The sequence below is a fragment of the Candidatus Ichthyocystis hellenicum genome, from assembly GCF_001460935.1.
Classification (GTDB): Bacteria; Pseudomonadota; Gammaproteobacteria; order Burkholderiales; family 2013Ark19i; genus Ichthyocystis; species Ichthyocystis hellenicum.
On the sequence record NZ_LN906597.1, the window covers coordinates 1,195,951 to 1,215,338 of the forward strand.

Below are 19,388 nucleotides of genomic sequence, written 5' to 3' on the forward strand. Positions count from 1 at the left end.
TAATAAGTTCTATCTTGTGGTACGTTTCCTAGCTAGATCTGTCTCAAATTTTTCAAAGCATATCTTTTTGTACATCCTTATAGATCTTATTATTAGGTATGTTTTGAATTTGTCCATTATGATGTTTTCGGTTTTGTTGTCCGCAATTACTAATTTTTCATCACAAATAATCATAATGGGACCCTTCATATCGTTTTTTAATTGATTTGTAACTGTTTTTTTTATATACGTGAAAACAGATAAATCTTTAGTAACAGGATGGGCTCTTATCATTGCATCAAGGGCGCGTTTTTTTTTAATTCCGATATGGGTTACATACTTAAAAATGTTATCGCAAATTTCTCCTACACATTTACATAGCAGTGGATCATTAATTAATTTTTCTTGTATTGATCCAAATGTTTCTTTTACTTTTAGTATAGATTTATTATCAACATACATATCTTGAAAAAAATAAAAAAATTCTCCCAGTAATTTACATTTAGGTAATGATTTTATTGCATTTACAATTTTTTGGGGGAGGATGGAAATATTTTTAATTAAAAATTCCGAAACATCATTAGCACTATACTTAGTTTGTTTGACCAAAATAGACTTTCTATTATTAGTATATTCAATAATTCTGGATATGACTGGATCATCATGTTTCCTTAGACGACAAGTGACCAAGTTAATTAATTCTCTAAGTTTGCTAAAAAATTCTTCATTTGATGTATATGCCAATTCAAGCTCTTTTGTTGTCATTCCGTGATTCAGCTCAATCTTTAGTTGCAATTTATCACCAATTTCATTCAACAACCTGCCAGCCAATTCTGAATAATAGTCGCTTACTATGCTGCCAAAATTTCCTACGTCAATTGCAATAGTTGACATAGTATATTTATACACTCCTTCATATGGGTCCTCATTTAGGTTCCAGTTGCTCAAACTTTCACTGTTTTTTGCGGATCTACTAGGGGTAATTTCCTTGGAATACAAGTTGCAATACATTTTATGACAAATTTTATTAATATCTCTTGATAGATATCTGATCATCAATTCTGCGGTGGTTTTATTTGGTAAAAACAATTTTCCCTCGTGGAGTATAGGAGATGTTTTTGCTGCTATCTCTAATTTTTCCATCGAATTATCAATTAGTGTTTTGTAATCTATGAAACCTTTATTTAATGGTTTGTCGTTCATCATTTTTTTGTTAATTATGTTACAAAAGTCAACTATTTTTCTCACAAATGATTTAGTAACATATGTTCCATGGAATCTAAAAAATATTCCTCTCAAAATATCATTTGGTCCAAATTTATTGATTTCATGGATAATTTTATTGGATAAATTGGACACGGTATTTACTATTAATATTTTTATCACCGAAGATATTCTCTTTCTCTTGTTTTTTCGTTTAAGCGTTAAAAAGTTGTATGAATCAAAAAAAATTCTACCTTGAATTAGTGGTATAAACTCTTCATGGTGGATTTCATTTATGAGTTTTTCGACTTTTTTAGAGTACTCATTTAGTCTGTCAAAGAAATTTTTATTCAAAATATAATAGGATGGTATGTTTTTAATGAGCATATCAGGGGTTATCAATATGTCTGTCGATCGCATAATGCGGTTAATGTGTGGAGAAAATTTATGTATAATATATTTGCGTATATTTGCGTGAGTAGGTGATAGATCAATACTTGATTCTGTAAATCCTTTTTGGTTGATGATTGTACGAACTTCTTTCAATATCTCATCCCTTAATTCATTGTTGTCATCGATGCTAATTTTATTTATAGCATATTCATATACACTGCCAATTTCGCTATCATTGCAAATACTAATGGATAAACTGTAGTGTGGAGACAATGCAATTAATTTTTCTGGCATTGTATTTTTTAATCTATTATCAGATGCGTTAGCGGCCGTAGGTAGTTTATCCTCTATTTTTACGACGTCTATCCCGCCATGTATAGCAGTGCTGTCATTTTGACTGGTAATTTTTTTTTTAGGTTTTGGTATTGATGTGAGTGGTTTATTTTCAATAATTGAACATTTATTTTTGCCAGATGTGGGAGGTGTTTTAGCAGGAACTTCGGTGCTAATTATTCTTATTATGTTTGTTCCATGCTCAGCATTAGGTGTAGGTGGCTGGTAGCTTTGATTAATAATTTCTTTCTTAGGATTTTGTACTGGTGTTAGCACCCCATTATTAATAATATAGCATTTTATTTCAGCAGATGTAGAAGGCGGTTTGGCAAAAAATTCGGTATTTATTGTTTTTAGTGTGCTTGTTTCAACAATAGCATGAGATGTAGGTGGATTATATATTTGATTAACAGTTACTTTTTTAGTGCTTGGTATTGATGTGAGTGGTCTATTTTCAATAATAGAACATTTAGTTTTAGCAGATGTAGAAGGTGGTTCGTCAAAAATTTTGGTGTTGATTTTTTCAACTTCGGTATTGGTAGTTGTTTTTGGTGTGCTTGTTTCAACTGTAACAATGGATATAGGTAGTGTATAGCTTTGATTAATATCTTTTTTAGTAATCGGTGTTGACGTTAGTGATCTATTTTCAATAATAGAACATTTAGTTTCAGCAGATGTAGAAGGTGGTTCGTCAAAAACTTTGGTGTTGATTTTTTCAACTTCATTATTAGATGGTTGTTGGGAAACAATTTCAGTATTTTTTCTTTCAGTATCAATTGTTTTAGGTGGTATTGTTTCAACTGTGGTATGAGGTGTAGATAGTTTATTATTTTGATTTATATTTTCTTTTTTAGGGCTTGGTATTGATGTAAGTGATTCATTTTCAATAAACGAATTTCCTATTTCACGAGATGTGGTCGGTAGTTCAGAAATATTTTCAGCGCTAATTGTTTTTAAGGAGCTTATTCCAACTAGGTCAGGAAACAAATCTCTCAGCAAATTATCCATGGATGAGGAAAATTTCTGATTATGACTTGAGCATTGATCGTGTAATGATAGGTCACTGCTATAATCACAATTGACACTATTTGTAGTATTGTCTGTGTCATTACCATCACCTATGGTTAAGCTATATTCTGAAAAATATGCGCACATACAGCAATACCCAATTAAAATATAAAAAAGTTACTTTTACTCTGAAGACAGCATGCGCACCAATACTATAGTCATTATATATCCTATTATTTGATTGATATATTGATTCTTAATTAAAAATTGTACTATGATACCTAATGACAATGTAGATTATAGTACACAAACACATTTAAATAAAATCTTTGATTGTATTACATCTTTCAACTTATTTTTAAATATATTACTTGTAATTATTACAACAACAACAAGTAGCCTTAAAAATATATTACTCGCAAATTAATGTTTCCATCGTTAATATTACTGCATAGACTACTAGTCATCAGTGATATATTTTTCAAAGTTTACTGTGGCTGAATAAATAAAGTATTTCTACGTGGATATTTTGGATAAATTATTCAAATTAGTGTTTTTCTATATATAACCTTCTGTATGATCTAACAGCTAGCGACATTAATTCAGATTCAATTTTATTCAGTATAATATTATTAGTTTTTGCATCTGCTATTGATACAGCATTATTGCAAATGATCATGATAGGTCCAGTTATTCCATTCTCAGAGTCATAAATTTGTTTTTTTACTAACATTCTTAAATATATAGACGGTGTTACATCGTCAATGCTAATATCATTATCCTGATTGATTTTCTTATTTTTAGAGAACATTCTAACATTCCTAGGGATATTACCCACATATTTTATTAATGCTTGGTCACTTATTATCTTTTTTTGTGTCAAGACAAATAATTTTTTTGCTTTTAGCAATATTCTGTTATCAACATAGACATTTCCAAAAAGAGAGAAAAACTCTCCTACAAAATTATGCATAGGTAATGATTCAATTTTTTTAAAAACCATATCCGGGATATTTAACATATTGTTTACCAGGCTCTCTGCTATATAATTGACAAGACAGTTTTTTTTGTAAGGTGTTAACTTAATTACTATGGGTTTTTCCCCTGCTTCTATTCTTACACGTGATTGAATTAGTCTATTTAAATTGCCATAATCGCATGTTCTAACTGTTTTGATCATTTCATTGCAAAAATTGCGCAATCTACAAAAAAATAGATCATCTGATGTGTACACCGATTTAAATTGTTCTATGGTCATTCCATTAAATGGTTTAATTGTTAACTTCATTTCTTCCTCAATTTTTGTTAGAAAAGGATTAAATGCTGATGAAATATAATTTTTGAGACGATCACAGGTAACAGTAATGTTTGGATCAAATGATCCACGTTTACTGGCGCGTTTAACTATAGGAACTGATTCTTCTATTTGTGATATTAAAGCTCTTTTAAATATATCCGCATCAATATTAATGTTTTCTATAGCAAATCTATATAATCCCACAGATGATATAGTATAGTGATCACGGTACTTAGGGTAAAATATTGTACTAGATATGTCTTCTCTGGAAGAGGGCAGCTCTATGTTTTTGAGATCTTGTTCTGGTTTCTGCTCATCATCTATATCAATAATTTCTTGTTTTGAACTGTACGATGATGATGGATATCCTGTAAGTGCTATATGTGTAGTAGTATCAGTAATTTCTTTGCCTGAATTGATGTCGATAGGTGTTGCTGTATACATTGAATTTGAAAAATCTATTTCATGTGCACTATCAACTAAGTTTTGCTCTAAATTGTTACTTACATAAGCAGTTCTACTAGTTAAATCATCAATAAGCTCAGATGATGTTGTAATATCAGTAGTGTCTAATGAATATAATTCAACTAAGTCGTTAACAAAATCTTGTTCTGAGTCATTACTTTCATTCAAGTGACCTCCCGTTTCAATTGATGCTATAAATTTTGATGTCTCTAGTGAATACAACTCAGTTAGGTCATTAGTGAAATCTTGTTCTGAAGATGATGTATATTTGTTGAGATCACAGTTCATTCCAGGTAATGATATTGTGTCAGTTGTGTCTGGTGAATATAATTCAACCAGATCATTAATGAAATCTCTCTCCGAAGTAGAGATGTTAACTGGTGTTATAAATGTTGACGTATCTAATGAACATAATATGGATAAATCATTAGTAAAGTCTTGTTCAGGAGTATAGTTTGAACTAGAGTACGTATTTGCTTCATTTACTGATTCGAATGATGTTACAATGCTTCCTGTGCTCAATGAGTGTGACTCAGAGGTTAGGACGTTACTAATATGTTCCTCTGAAGTGCTAACTGGGTTAGTATTTAAGTCGCTACTTACCTCGGTCGATTCTACACTGTTGTCCATTCCTGAAGAATGATAATCAAATATATCGCCAAGCAAGTCTTGATTCAAATCACTAACTGAACTGGTGTGTTTATCTAAATCATAGTCATCAGCAATATAATTTAATAGGCTGCAGAATGACTTATCTTTTAATAGGCTATAGTTAATTTCTTTGCTATGACTTGGTAAATGATTTTGGGATAATAAGTGATTCATATCATTCATTATCATATTATTATCTGACTCAGAAATATCACTTGGATTAATACTATAAACTGAATGATATTTAAGCATATGTCTATATTGTCTAATTCAAGGTGAATATAAATTTCTTCTTCATATAAATTATTGTACACCAATGTAATAATAATTTGATGTTAAATTTTGTCTGATGAACAATGCCATTTAATTTATAAGGTAAGTATTATTATGCTATCTGCGTAGCGTGTGTCATACCTAATATATTTTAAAAAATTTAGTTTGTAATATTATGGTAGTTTTAGTATCATGAGTTGATGATGATTCGGGAGAAACGTGATTGAGCATAATGAATGCCGAATGTGATGCATGTGAATGATCGTATTTTGCTCTGTTAAGGAAGTTGTGGGAGTGATTTGTTTTTTATGCCAGATTTTTCTACGCATAGGTTTTTGTATAATTTTAATGATTGTGCCCCCATATCTGATCTGAGTAAGTTTAATATTTTTTTCTCATCTTTTTTGTTGGCAGTTGCCACTTTTCCATTTGAGACGGTCATAATGGATTTGCTTAGAGTTTCTTTCAATTCGTCGATTTGGTCTTTTACTAATTTTCTTAAATACTTGGATACTGATAATCCGCCATCCACAATGTGGGTATTGACAATGGTACAGTAATGGTGATCTCTTCTGTTGCCTATATTTTCATCATAAGTTCTGATGCTATTACAAATTGCCTCCATGGAATTACATAGCACGGTGTCATTGATTATTTTTTTCTTTATTGAGTCAAAAGTAGCTTTTGCTTTTAGTAACGATGCATTATCTATACAAATATTGTGAAAAACGGAAAAAAATTCTACCAAAATCTGAGATTCTGGTAATAATTTAATTTCATCTGCGATTTTTTGAGGAATATTTGAAATATTCTTAGTTATTAAATCCGCAATTAAAACGTCAATATTGTAAGCATGTCCTGATTTTTCAAGTAGTAACGCCATTTTACTTTTATCAATAAGTTTATGTACAGCACTGTATTCTTTATTTGCCAACATTGTATTAACCTTAGAGATAAACTCATCAAACTTACTGAAAAACTCTTTATTGTTTAAATATGCTGATCTAAAGTTTTCTACCGACATTCCATTGCGTATTTTAACCGATATGGTATCTTTTTCTCCAATTTCACTGAAGAAACAATTCAATAATTCTGAAACATAAAATCTGATAACATTGATTTTATTTTTAAAAACTCCCATATCGATCTTAATTTTTGATAAGGAAAGTTTGTATAATTTATCAGAAGATATGATATCAAGGCCCCATGATCGGGAAGAATCCGCATATTCCCTCGAATCGATTCTAAGAGTTTTAATTTTTTTATACAAATTATTATAGATATAAGTAATGTCTTCTAATAAGTATCTAGTCATTAATTTTACGGTGCTACTATTTAGGGTAATTGACTTTCCTTCGTAGAATACAATGGATGTTTTCACCTCGTGTTCTAATTTTATCAATAAACTATCAAATAATTCTTTGTAATCATCAAAACTTTCCCTAAGTAATTCTTTTTTTGACATTTCTTTATCAACTATGCTACAGATACCCATTATATTTCTCATAAAAGATTTACTAATGTGTATTCCGTGAAGCATAAAAAACATACCATTTAATACATCTATTTCTTTAAACTCTTTTATTGCGCAAACAATCTTTTCTTGTAAATTGCATATAGTAGCTATTACTAATAACTTTAGGGCTTGGGATATCCTTGTTTTTGTTTCTTTATCTCTAAGCATGATAAATTTATCAACACCAAAAAAAATCTTTGTTTGAACTAACGGTAAAAACTCTTCATGGTGTATTTTATTTACCATCTCTACTACTTCTTTGCAAGATTCTCCTAATTTGTGAAAGAAAGTTTTATTTGATATACAGATAGATTTAACGTCTTGAATAGACATCCCGCTCTCCATGTGTACATCTGCAACTTGTATAATATTATTAATATATGGCGAAATTTTTCCGAGAATATATTCACGTATATTTGAGTATGTGCATGAAATGTTAATGCATGATTCATCAAGCCCTTTCTTTTTAATAAGAATACCAACTTCTTCTAAAATTCTTTTTTTCAACATGAATTCATTATCTATATCAATTGTCTTAATAGCACTATCGTATATGCTTTCAATTTTTTTGTTGTTCCAAATATTGGCTTGTATAGAATAGCATACTGATAACGGCAATGCTAATTCGTCAGGGGCAACAAATTTTTTAGAATTATTTGGTGCCTCCATATTATAAGTTAAAAAAAACATTTGCTGTGCTTCAAGAATTTTTTTGCCACTAGCACTTTCAGTATTTTCCATTTTTTTATTATCAATTTTTTCTGCACCCGAGATAGTTATAACTGGTATATATTCGATTGATGATTGCTTTGATAAACAAGATACAGGTGAAGCTTCTACTAAATATGTAGCGTCAGCTGATTTTTTGGTATCAACCCTTTTTGAACTTGAGATTGTTGTAAGCGGTTCATATTCTACGAATGGCCTCTTCAATGAGAAAGGCATAGGTGAAGTTTCTACTAAATACCCAGTGTCAGCTGATTTTTTAGTATCAATACTTTTTGAACTTGAGAGTTTTGTAAGTGATTCAGATTCTATGAAAGATTTCTTAGACGAACGAGATGCAGATTCAGTGTTAACTGATACATGTGTACTTACTCCAACCAGATCCGGAAATAAATCCTCCAGTAGTTCATTCATGGAAGAGGATGTATCTTTGCCATTATCTTGGTGCTTACTATGTAATGGATCTACAGCAGAGATCTCACCTGAAAAATATGGGTACATAAAAACTCAAATAACTGAATTGCAACAGCCCCATACTACACTAACACTGAGATATCTAATTGCTCAATTTTTATTGGATAGTAATATAATTTTTCCTAATTCAACGCAACAATACAACACTCCTATTACCCGACATAGGTAAAAACAACGTTACTATCTAATTTTTAATCAGTGATCTGATCATTAGGTAAGACTTAAGTTTGTTTAATATCACATTCCTAGTGTCTTTATTTGCAACTGACACTTCGTTATTTAAAATAGTCATGATGGGATCACTTAGTTCTTTTTGTAACTCCACTATTTGTGCCTTCACTATTTTTTTTATAATGGCAATTTTGTCAAAATTCTTATGGTTTTTTTCCGCACTTCTATACAATGATAGGCTGTCTTCTATTTTCTTTTGTGTCGAATCAAATATTGATTGAGCTTTTAGCAATGTCTGATTATCAACGTAAACGTTGTCGAATATAGAAAAATACTCTCCAACAATATGCGACGCAGGTAACGATCCAATTAAATCCATAACTTTTTCTGGAAGACTTATTATGCTAGAAGTCAACGATTCTAAAATACTATTAGTAATACTATCCGTTTCTTGTTTTTGTAGAATATTTCTTAATTCTGGTGAAATTACCATACCTACAATTTCTTTGCCAGTGACCTTTATTTGCCCTACGATCATACTACACCCTTCACTCAATTTATCGAAGAATTCCTTGTTGGATGTGTACGCTAATCTAATTTGTTCTATAGTCATTCCATTCCATTGGTTAATTTCGATTTTTTTTTCAATTTTATTAATTATATTATTAACTGTTGATAAAATATAACTTCTAATCATATCCCTACAGTCGTATATATTATACTTTGTTCCAAAGATCCTATTTTTTGCATTAAACTCAATAACTGAAATTGCAAACCTGTACAATCCTAAAGATCTTACATTGCTGTTAGGATCTAATGAAGACGAATATGTAAGTAGTTTAGAACTGCATTTATGGTAAATATTATCAATGTCTAGTAATGAATACCTGATTAGTGATTTTTTCAGATGCTCATTAAGATAAAATGTTGTTCCCTTAATTAACACAACGGATTTTTCTATTTTTTCTTCTAATTTTGCCCTTAAAGTTGAATTATTTATGCTCTGGTGCCTGTATGTTTGGGGAGATTTACCCGTATAGTCACTAATATTAACCATATTTACCATGCTTCTTACGAATGATTTATTGATATACACTCCATGTAAAGGTGCAAATACTCCCGTTAAAATATCAATTGTCTCAAATTTAGAAATAGCATATTTAATACTTAATGGCAGATCGTTTATGGTGTCTATTATTATATCTATCATTATTTGGTAAAGAATATTTTTTTTATCTTCATAAAGTCTATTTCTGGTAAAGCTTATGATTTTGTTTAACTCACTGTTTTTGCTGGCTTTAATTATAGACAGTATTTCTTCCTTTTTGATTTCATTTACAGTTTTTGCTACTTCTTTACAACACTCAGTTAATTTATAGAAGAATCTTTTATTTGATATGCACGCATCGCGAACATCCTTAATAGACATTCCAGGGGTTACTAATACATCTTCAGTTATTATAATATTATTAATGTAATGACAGAATATATCTAAAATGTATTCTCGTATATTAGAGTAAGTAGATGGAATGTTAATCCATTTAAATTCTTTTAGTACAGGGGTATATTTGTTTTTAATATCAATTTTTTTAATAGCATATTCATATATACTAATGTTGAATTCACTGGAAGGTATCAGACTGTCATAGTCATAACCTTTTGATGTTAATTCTGTTGTACTTGGTGCAATGTGTTTTATATGTTCAGACCAGTTAGTCTTATTTCTTGCCATGATTGTTTCGTGAGATTCTAAATCTTCAGTGTGCGGTTCTTCCTCTGCAACTTCATTGTTAGCGGTGATTATTGCAGAGCTTGTGGTAGGATGCTCTAGATTTTCAGTGTGCGGTTCCTCTGCAACTTCATTGTTAGCAGTGACCATTGCGGAGTTTGCTGTAGGAGATTCTAAATTATCAGTTAGTTTTTCCTCCGCAATGTTTATACGTTGGCTATCATTTGTATCACATATTGGTTCTTTTTGTTTGTCTTCAGATATATTGTCAAAGGAAGATTTAACAATATCTTTGGCCAAGAATGAAGATATTAACTTTACTAGAGCCTTACTTAGAGGATATGTGATTTCTCCAATTAAAATAACTGACGTTTGTGCAGATTTGTATACATATTTTTGCATCAATTCTTCTAATTCAACTTTTACCTTTGAGTAATAAATTTTTTCAGATTTTATTTTAATAGCCAATTCATAAATTTTATCAACAGTATAATTTTTAGTTATATTTCTTATAAAAGACTTGGGTAAGTACGCTCCGTGAATGTTTGAAAACATTCCGTGAGAAACATCAATAAGGGTAAATTTTTCTATTTCAGAGATAATATTATCCGGCAAATTGTATATGGCTTCCACTATTAAACGTTTTGTTAACATAGTAAGTTTATTACGTTTTGCCGTGGAAAGACTCTTTAAATTAGTCCATAAAGACTCACCTAAACCAAAATTAACATGATTCTGAATTATAGTTAAAAAATTATCATGTTTAGTGTTATTGTTTATGTTTTTTGAGATTTTTATGCAATACTCTTGTAATTTATCAAAGAAATCTTTATTTGATATGCACCGACACTTAATTTCCGAAATAGACATTTCAGGCGTTATGTATATATCATTGCTAGCTATAATATCATTGATGATAGGAGAGACCTTGCTTAAAATGTATTTAAGCATTTTTGAATAAGTGCAGGAAACATCAGCAAGTTGCCTATTAAAACCGTTAAGTTCGATTATGTTTTTAAATTCTTCCAGAATAATATTTTTGAACAATTTTTCTTTATCGAAATCGATTTTTTTAACAGCACGTTCATATATACTAGTGGTTAATTTTTCGGAGTATATATCCATGTATTTGTATCGTGTTGATATTAATTCTAATTGTTCTGGCATTATACCTACTAGCAAATTTTGATGGCTATTTTCTTCTTTTTCTGTTCCATGCTGATGATGGTTTACTAGTTCTTCTATGTTTGTATCTTGTTTATCTTCTTTAACCTCAACCGGTTCTTTATTTTCAGTAAGATGAGTTGGATGTTTTTCATTTAATAAATACCTTAATTTATTTTCAATAATTAATGCAGATCTTTTTTTAGGAGTGAGTTTGTTCATATCTAGGAGTAAATACTTGGCCATCAATTTTATGGTAAATGCATTCAGAGAAAGAGCCTTTTCTCCGATGCGCATAACAGATTTTCTGCATTCTTCTTCTAATTTTTCTTTTATAAGTGAGTCATTGGCTGCTAGAGACTGTTCTTCTGCGATTAATTTATAATTAGTGTAAATGTTTAATGCATTCCTTATTAATGATTTGGAAGCGTATCCTCCATGAAACAACGTAAATGTGCCTTCAAAAATATTAACTGGCTCAAGTTTTTCTATTGTATTTTTTATCTTTTGTGGCAAATCAAGAACATTACTTATTACTGAAATTTTTGACGATCTAGAAAGCTTTCTCTTCCTACTTAAAGAAATCTTTTTTAAGTTAGTAATGAAATTATTATCTGGGCCAAAAGTAATGCGACTTTGAATTATGGGCAAAAATTCTTCGTCCTTAATCTTGTCTAAAGATGTTGCTATTTCCTTGCAAGATTCTTGCAGAGCATCAAAGAATTCATGATTGGATATACATTTATTTTTTATGTCAACAACATTCATGCCAGGGGTTATAATTATATCTTTTGTAAGAATAATATTATTTATGTGCAGAGAAACTTTGTTTAGAACATACCCTCTTATATGGGAATAAGTGTAAGAAATATCCATGAGTGATTTATCAAAATTCTTATATTCAATTAGATTGGAAAATGTTTTTAATATGGCATTCCTAAGTAATTTTTTTTCATCAACCTCAATTGATTTAATCGCTTCTTCGTATATACTCATAGTTAAGCGAGAAGAGCATATATTTGTTGTGCTATATGCCGTTAGTAATGGTTTTAGTTCCTCCGGCATTTTATGTTCCGATAAAAGAGGAATAGTACATTCTGCTGTTATAGGTGGAACGTGTTCCTTTGAGGCTTCACATGCAGTTAACTGCTGTGTTGAAGGTAAGGTTGATTGTCCTGATACAGAGAGAGCGTACTCCAGCACATTGGTTACCCCTATGGGGTTACCATCTTTGTCTCTTCCTTCTATTTTATTTCGCAGAGATTGTGATTCGTTTTTAGTAAAAACTATAGAATTTATATCTGATATTAGACGCTTAGTCACCAATTTTACTGTAGATTCGTTTGGGAAATATGCTATTTCATTAAATAATACAACAGATTTGCGCAATTCTTCACTTAATTTATTTTCTATCTCAGATTTATTTTTAATCACCGATTCGGTGTTGTTGAGAATGTTTTTTAACTTTCTTAATGATGATTTAGCAAATTGTACTCCATGTATTTTAACGAATACAATTTGTAAAATATCAGTTGGTTCAAATTTTTCTATTATAAATTTTATTTTTTGTGGCAACCCCCGCAGGGCATCTACTATTAAATATTTAAGTGAAATAGAAAGTCTATTCCTTATGTTCATAGAAATTAATCGCATGCTAATGTGTGAATTGTTTTTGTTGTTGCGCGAACAGAAACGAACATAGTATTGGATCATGGGGAGAAAACTTTCATGAGAAAGCTTATTCACTGAAGTTGATATTTCCTTACAGCATTCCTGTAGTTTATCGAAAAAAACTTTGTTTGATGTATACCTGTATTGAATATCTGTAATAGACATTCCGGCAGTAATTTTCACATCTGTGGTTAGTATAATGTCATTGATGCGCGGACTAATCTTATCCAGAATGTACCTACTTATGTTTGAATAAGTTCGCTGGATGTCCATGCTGGATTCGTCCAAATTTTTTTCTTCTATTTTATCATCTAGTTCTGTCAAGACGGAATTTCTAAACGATCCTTCTTCGTCAAAATCAATTTTTTCAGCAGCAATTTCATATATACTTTTTGTTATTCTGGCAGCTAATATATTAGCTCGATTGTACGAGTTTGGTACCAGTTTTAATTCTTTTGGGAGTACATGCTGGCTATCTTCATGAAGCTGGCAATGTTTTTTGCTACTACATTGTTCAGAATTATTATCGTCTTCATTGCTAACATGCTTTCGTTTTACAGCAGCAGAAGAGGAAGGACTAATCTTATTTTCATATGAAGATAAGTTTTCCATCGAGACACAGCATTCATCATAATTTGGTATATTATCTGTAGTTGCTGATGGTCCTAATTCACCTGTGTATGTACTAGTTGTGCAATCTTCATCAATAAGCGGTTCATTTTCTGAAATACCATCCCATGATGGAACATCACAGTATGAATGTTCTGTTGAGTAACTATTATCACAATAATTCGTATCAATTTGTATAGCAAAGGGATCTTGTTCTACTACATTAGACACACCATTAAGTAAATTATCTATATCAGTAAACAAATTATCCATCGAATTATTTTTTTTTCTACAACTCGAATCTGCATCAATTTGTGGAATAAATGGGAACGGATCGACCATACCATGCATGCCACTAAGTAAGGTATCTAAATCAGTAAACAGACTTTCTATCGAATTATTTGCTTTCCCAGAATTCAGTGAATCAGTTGGTGCTGAAAGTGGGTTCAATTCATTTGTATAGGTTCTATCATCAAGTAAATTTTCTAATGTAGTATTAGGTGAATTGTATTCCCTATTGGTGTTTATATCATAGCTTGGTGTTTCAGTGTCTTGCGCATATGAATACATTTCATCTGCATTATTTGCACTATCAATTAATCCCCCCAATGTAGCGTTGAAAGAACATTCTTGATTATAAGTTTCTGTGCAATTAGTTACATCATCATATAAATATGATCTTTCTGTATTGTTTGTGATGCTAAAAAAGTCTTCCAGTGAAATATCGCCAAGCAAATATTTTTCTGAGCTATCCAAATTGTCGTTTTTATTGTAACTTGAAAAAATATTGTTGGAGGATTCATAGTCAATATTACTACAACTATTAACATTGAAATTGTTTGATTCATCGGTGTCGCTAGGGCCATTGTTTGGAAAATATGGATACATATACTGAATGCCTAACAGATTAAAAACAACATACATCCGACTAAATCGGCGTTTTGATAAAATTACTAAAATTAATCGATAACTTATAATTATGTATCATTTTCTACATGAAAAGTCGGTATATATCAAAGACGCAAAATAAATTATGATATACCTATACATAACATATAATAACTACTAAAATAAACGTTTCCTTGCGTTCAGTTCCAATGTTATACCATAATTAATGATGTACTAAAATTAATGTTTCACGTTTGTCCGTGACTAATGTTATATGACGGAATGTCGTGAACTGATGTTTATTGGTAAACGCATTGCTATTATTAAGCGTCATTTTTATTGAAAATATCTTTATTAGCTAGTTATTTAAAAAAATAACCGTACTTAATAATTTTGTTACAAAGTAGAGTATAGATATTTTTGAGAAAAATTCTACCTACTAGTTTTTATTTGTAAGTTTGTAATTATAGTAAAGTGTTATCTATTAAAGTTAATTTTAATAGGTTTTTGCTGACCTCACTCATTTTTTATATTTAAGACATGTGTCTACTAAGTGTGGTGCAGTAATTGTTATTAATAACTTTTACTAAGCATATAAATATAAAATAAAATTCATCTGATGTTTAGTATATTGCAGGTTGTCGTTGACTGAAAATCATCTTTATTTCATCTTAATGGTGGTGAGATGCATTTCTTCACAGCCTCAAGTGGTGGTTAGCGTGAATACTATTTTTTCTATAAACACTGATAATGCAGCTGGATATACCTTAACCCTACACCAAATTTCATTCGGTCCGAGCTATGCATCATGAGATACACATAATTGCTCGTCTGCCTTCCTTTTGCGACTTTCATTTGGTTCTTTATCATCGGTGGTTGGTTTAGTCTTGTTTTTGAGGGAAAAGTTAACTATATCAGAGAGCAAATGCTTGGTCATTAATTCTACCATAAATTCATTGGGTGCGAGTGCTTTTTCTTCATGTAGTACCACAGATTCTGTTAGTGCTTTTTTTACTTTTTCCTCCAGTATGCTTTTTTTATCTAGAAGTTTATTAACCATATCGGCGGGATAAGTCTTTGTTAAGTTTCTTATAAATGACCTGGTTAGATATGTCCCATGTAGTTTTACAAACAAAATTTCCGAAATACTAGCCAAGTCGAGTTTTTTTATCTCAGAAATGATTTTATTTGGTAAATTTCGTATTGATTCAAGTATTAAAAACTTTGATAACGTAGAGAGTACATTTTTTTTATCGCGAGAGATGCTTTTTACATTGGTAGTTAAAGATTCTCCAGAATTTATACGAATATGACCTTGGATTATGTACAAAAAATATTCATGAGGGATTTTATCTATCTTTTCAGAAATATCCATGCAGTACTTATATAATTTATCAAAGAAGACTCTATTGGATATACATTTATCTTTGATATCTGAAGTAGACATTCCATTAACTATAACCACATCTGAAGATGGTATAATATCATTGATGTATGGAGAAACTTTACTTAAAATGTATTTTCGTAAATTTGAATGGGTGCTAGAGAAATTTGTATTTGACTCGCTAAAATCATTTTTTTCCATTTTTTTATTAAATACTTTCAACATGGTTTCATTAATTAATTTTCTTTCATCGAAGTTAGTCATTTTAATAATTTTCTCATACATATTTTCAACTAATTTGGCAGAATATATATTGTTGTAGCTGTATAACTTGGTCGTTATCTTCAATTCTTTTGGAATCTTATATTTTACTTGATGTTGTAAGGAATGTTTTTGGCTATCCTTATCCGTAGCTTGTGGGTCACTAATTGAAGGCAATGGTTCGTATGAAAACAATTTAGACATGATTCCCCATGAATCTTGGGTGCTATTTTTATCAAAAGTTATTTTGTTGTCTTTGTTACCAAAATGTTGCTCCTTTGTGGCATTAGATGCTGGGGGTTGCTTATCATGATACGCAGGACCACTAGCTACAAGCATGCTACATTTGTCGCTGTAGTGTATATTATTCATGTCAAGTAGTAAATAATCTGCCAAGAGTTTTGCCATAGACTTGCTTAGCTTAAATGTTGTTTCTTTATATACTGTGATAGATTCACATAGTTTTTTTTCTAAATTTTCCTTTATAATTGGGTCTTCGATACTTAGGTTTCTGTTAATATAATAAATATTCGCCACATTTTTAATAAGTGACTTGGTTAGATAGACATTGTGAGTGAATACAAACTCTCCCTTTAAAATATCAACTGGTTCCATGTTTCCTATTGTGTGCTTAATTTTTAGTGGCAAATTGCGTATAACGTTTACTATCAAAAATTTAAGTGCTTTATAGATTTTATTTCTTCTGCTGCAAGAAATTTTTTTCATACTAAAATTCAAATTATTTGATGGACCAAAACTTATACTAGATTGAATTATAGTAAAAAAATCCTTGCGCCAGGTTTCATCTACATCTTCTTCTATTTTATTACAATGTTCTTGCAATCTATCAAAGAATATTTTATTTGATGTGCATTTATCTTTTATGTCTGAGATGGACATTCCGGGAGTTATTAATATATCTGTATCTTTCATAATTTCATTAATGTAAGGAGATGATTTATTGGAAATATATTTACTAATTTTTGAGTAAGTTAGTGAAATATCCATGAGTGATTTATTAAAACCTTTGAATTCAATCAAGTCATTAAAATCTTCTAATATGGTACTTTTAAGTAAGCCTTTTTCATCAATCTCTATTGACATAATAGCATATTCATATATGCTAACATTTGCCAAAGTGTGGCTGATCTTATAATTAAAGATATATGATCCAGAAATTAATATTAGTTCTTCTGGTAGTACATACCTACCACAATCATCAAAAGTACAATCATCAAAAGTAAATTCTTTACTTAATTCCTCTCGTATTGTGTTTTCTGATATATTCCTGGTTGCTGAAGGATGTTTTTCATATTCTTCAGATGCATTGCTGCTAGTTGATGGTAATTGAGGGTTACTTCTTTGTTCAAAGTTTCTTATATCTTCAATGTCAATGTATCTCCTATGTTGGTTAAAAGATATAGGTAGAGTTTCATCCGCATTTTCAGTAAGCAGTATGGATTTTTTACCAAAATAAATATTAGCTATATCTGAGATCAAGTATTTAGTTATAGATTTTATTATGCGGTCATTAGGTGAATATACTCTTTCTTTAAATAGCAAGGAAGATACTTGCAGTTCTTTCTCTAAGTTTTCCTTTATGGTTTTAAATAATTCATAAAATGATTTATAAACTACCTTTCTATCGTCATCCATTATTGATTTATTAATAGCATAAATCTCTAACATATTTCTCATAAATGACTTGGTTATATACACCCCGTGCAATTGTACAAACAAACCATTTGAAATATCAGTGGCACTAAAATTTTCTATTTCATATTTAATCTTCCTAGGCAAACCAAGCAAGGAATTGACTACTAAATATTTTAGCAATAAGGAAAATTTATTTTTTCTATTTATAGAAATTTTTCGTACGTTGGCATCAAAGTATTCTTTTGCACCGAAACCAACACGGGATTGAATTATATGCAAGAAATTTTCAGCAGGAATCTTATCAGTTGCTATTGCTATTTCTTTACAAGATTTATGTAATTTATCGAAAAAAATTTTATTTGATATACACTTATTTTTTATATCTGATATTGACATTCCAGGAGTTATAGGTGTATCAGCAAATTTCATTATATTATTAATATCTGAAGAAGTTATGTCTAAAATATATTTACCAATTTTTGAATAAGTTCGGGATAGATTCATATTGGATTGATCAAATCCCCTAAGTTTAATGGCGTCACCGAATTCTTCTATAATAAGGTTTTTAAGTAAATTTTCCTCGTCAAAATTAATTTTTTTAATGGCATTTTCATATATGTTGCTAACCAAGCTAACAGAGGCTATATTAACGAAATTATACAAGTTTGCCGTAAGTTTTAATTCTTTTGGCACTTCAAATTCAGGTGAGATAGATTCAATTTCCCTTTCTTCACTGTTTTTTTCATTATAATTTACCATTTCACCGATTTCAAAACATTCATTATTTTTATCAAAAGATGTATGTGGTTGCTCTGGTATGTTCACTAGTATATTGTTATTTTCAATGAATGCGTTTGTATTAACCAACGGTTCAATATTTGCTGTTTTCAATTGATGGTACTCTAGTTTATTGCCACATAAATCTCCAGTAGAAGCATTATTTTCGTAATTTGTGTTAGTATCCCGCAATTCGGTTATATGGATTGCATCACTTACATCATCTATATTGTTGAATAGATTTTCCTCTGGGTAATAATTTTCAGTGTAATCAATAAAATTATTTGCTATGTTGAAAGGATCTTTATTTTCAAGTATTACATCCGATAGTACATCTACTATTAAATTATCTATATCTTTATCATAATTCAAAAATTGATCACTATGCTGATTTTGCTCAATAGTGCTACTTAAATTGTTTTGAGTATTGTCCTGATCTCCAATGTCATTACTTTCTGTGGGGGCGTTGTTAGGGAAATATACATACATATAATTAATGCCTGACGAATATAATTAAAAAATAAAATACTTGTTTCTATGTTATATGGATGCTACAGCAAAATTATTACAGTTGATGTTAAATTTTGATTGTTGATAAATTGTAGTTAGATAATTAAATGAAGATAAAATTTTTTTGTTGTAAAATATGATGATAGATTATACATTTCTAATTTTCTTGAAAATATAATTGTAGTCTCGTCATATGAATTTGTAATAAGCTGAAAGTATACTACTTTTGTGCTTTCAGCCTATTACAGTA

At 30.1% G+C, this 19,388-nt stretch carries 5 protein-coding genes; all 5 read right to left on the minus strand.

All coding sequences use genetic code 11. The features are described 5' to 3' along the window. Positions 1 to 9: 9 nt before the first annotated feature. A complete protein-coding gene (locus Arg41_RS04835) occupies positions 10 to 3,063 on the minus strand; it encodes a hypothetical protein (protein WP_092343647.1) in 3,054 nt (1,017 codons plus the stop codon). 400 nt (positions 3,064 to 3,463) lie between these two features. Beyond that, a complete protein-coding gene (locus Arg41_RS04840) occupies positions 3,464 to 5,581 on the minus strand; it encodes a hypothetical protein (protein ID WP_092343648.1) in 2,118 nt (705 codons plus the stop codon). A gap of 298 nt (positions 5,582 to 5,879) precedes the next feature. Further along, on the minus strand, positions 5,880 to 8,345 hold the full coding sequence (locus Arg41_RS04845; RefSeq protein ID WP_092343649.1) for a hypothetical protein: 2,466 nt from the start codon (positions 8,343 to 8,345) through the stop codon (positions 5,880 to 5,882). Between the two features lie 157 nt (positions 8,346 to 8,502). Beyond that, the gene (locus Arg41_RS04850; RefSeq protein WP_092343650.1) at positions 8,503 to 14,550 is read right to left on the minus strand and encodes a hypothetical protein; all 6,048 of its coding nucleotides are present in this window, start codon (positions 14,548 to 14,550) and stop codon (positions 8,503 to 8,505) included. A 799-nt stretch (positions 14,551 to 15,349) separates the two neighbouring features. After that, positions 15,350 to 19,117, minus strand: a complete 3,768-nt coding sequence (locus Arg41_RS04855; RefSeq protein ID WP_092490528.1) for a hypothetical protein — start codon at positions 19,115 to 19,117, stop codon at positions 15,350 to 15,352. Between the last annotated feature and the right edge of the window lie 271 nt (positions 19,118 to 19,388).